This is a genomic window from Streptomyces sp. NPDC002130, from assembly GCF_040296465.1.
GTDB lineage: Bacteria > Actinomycetota > Actinomycetes > Streptomycetales > Streptomycetaceae > Streptomyces.
Genome location: NZ_JBEOXI010000575.1, coordinates 1 through 2,318, shown reverse-complemented (window position 1 = coordinate 2,318; position 2,318 = coordinate 1). Strand labels below are relative to the sequence as shown.

Here is a 2,318-nt window from a genome sequence, read left to right as displayed (position 1 = left end):
GCCGGGTCCGCCACCGATGATCACGATCCGAGTCACGTACTCCATTGTCCCGCACGCAACAACGTGACACCGCCCGGGGGCCCACCCATGCGCCTTGTACCTGTTGGCGCTAACGCTCCTTCCTTTCGTTCGTCTGCTCAGTGATTGGCCCGCCTGTCGGCCGAGTATCGCAGGCACGAGCAGGGATATGGGAGATCAGACATGGTGCCAAAACGCAGGATAACCGCATCTCACACGAACTCAGTCAATGGTCATTCGACCTTGCGTGAGGTCTCTGAATCTTTCATTGTAGTCTGCGGCCGAAGGAATGTTCGCAGGATCTTGAGCTGCGCGAGCACCTCGTCGTAGGTCACCACCTTTACGTTGCGCGAATTTGCCCGGTATAGCTCGAATGATTTCTGCCGATCAGGGTCTTGCACAGCGGGACTGCGACCTGCAATGACGAAGCATGAGATTGCGTATGCCTCTAGGTCGTAGCTGCGCGTGTTGTTCTTCATCGTGGCAAAATTGGTCATCAGTTGGTAGGCTTGGTCAAGCACCTGCGTGATGGCACCGTCGAGTTCCGTCGAAGCTCCGTAGATTCCGGATCTATATTCTTTACCAAGCAGGGGCGTTGTCGGTTTCTTAATCTCTACAAGGGCCACATTGTTAGTTAGCGTATTTTTGACAAGGTAGTCCGCTATCTTGTCGCCACTTCCATCGAACCGTCCCCCGCCAACAGTGGCGCCTGATTGTGCAATTACCATTGGTGCACCGACTATCTGCTGGAGCGCAAATGCGTTTACATCGAAGAAATCCTGCCAGTGGGCTTCACTGGTTTTCTTTCCTAGAGATTCCTCGTATGTCTTTATCAGACGGTCGAGGTTTACTAGCTCAACTTCCCTGTGGAGCTTCTGGAACCCCGCGGGGCGTTCCTCCGCTAGAGCCATCGACTCGGATACGACTACGTCGATGAGACTGTCCTGCTCCGTCTCGGTGAGCTCTTCTTCGTCGGCGGCAGCCTTCGCAACAAATCTTGAAATGGGATGTCTTCCCAGGCTGTAGCCGGTTTCGTCCAGATTTAGTGCGGAGGCCAGATCATTGTGGACATACGCATTCTTGACGCGCGATGTGGCACGGGAACCGCGCCCGTCGATCCGATTGAGTTCTTTCCATATATCCGCGAAACGGCTCAGACCGAAGCTGAGAACCCTACCGTCATCCGCAACCTCACTCCCCTCGACGAATGCAATTTCTTGACATGAAGTGTGTTCTTCTATTAATCTGACGATCCGGTTGCATTGCTTTAGCAGTCCGAGCCCGTAGTCCGGGTCCTTTGCAAACCCTGAAGGTAAATTCTCGAGAAATTCCTCGAAGCCGGGGAAATCTTCCTCTTCCCAACGGAATGTCAAAGTACGAATTTCTGAGTATTTCGGACTCAAGAAATTTCGATTCATGGATGAACTGGTGTGAATCGGGAACATTCGAATTTCCGAATAATCTGAAGAAAAACTGAGTATCTTCACGCCATTGATTGCAGATCTCGACTCTCTCGCATCTGACTTAGCCGTCCGTAGAGGAACGAAAAATCCATCGATGGTGGCGGGGTCGTCAGGATTCGGTCGTTCTTCGAGCCGGCCGATCAGAGGTTTCATTCCAAATCTCGCCATGGTTTTCTCAGATTCCCTTGTTCAGTGCTTCATCTTGATCATCTGAGGGTACGTGTCCTTTACGGTTCAGCATTAGAGGAACCGAGTTCATGTCCGACTCTGGCACTGTACCTACCGTTGCCATTGCGCTCGTGGTGGCATAGCCACGTCAGGTGACTCACCATTCTCAGAATCGCTCGACCGTTCAAGTCGATCTCAATCGTGTCCATGGCAGTCTCTACAGCCGATCGCCCCCGATTTTCGGTGTCGCTGAACAATGTTTCATAAACGACCCCTTTATGAACGTAGGGAACGATCTTCGGCGAGCTGGCCGAAGATATGTTCCGAAACCCGTGTCCAAAACGGATGATTCATTACACGGGTTGTCGGTGAGTTCTGGAACGCTGCTGCCTGCAGTATTCGCGCGATTTCTCCTCGGTCAGTGTGTGACTCTCGGAATTATTGGCACGTTCTTCCCTGAATTATTTGGCACGGCGATAGCCGTCAGACACTCTCACCTTGGGATCCTCGGTCGAGCAGGAGGCGGGACGTATCTCGGGCCTCTCACTGTGTCGAGATCCGCCAACCCGGCATCCTCAGAGCCTCCGAACAACTCCTCGGCCCGGCGACTGCTCAGAAAACCACTGATCAACTGCCACAGTTCATCCGCGAACGCCGGGGCGCCTGGAC

Annotated in this window: 1 protein-coding gene; it reads right to left on the bottom strand. The window is 53.2% G+C overall.

Annotation, left to right across the window (positions count from 1 at the left end):
• Positions 1 to 251: 251 nt before the first annotated feature.
• A complete protein-coding gene (locus ABT116_RS42970; protein ID WP_351646167.1) occupies positions 252 to 1,634 on the bottom strand; it encodes a Shedu immune nuclease family protein in 1,383 nt (460 codons plus the stop codon).
• Positions 1,635 to 2,318: the final 684 nt, after the last annotated feature.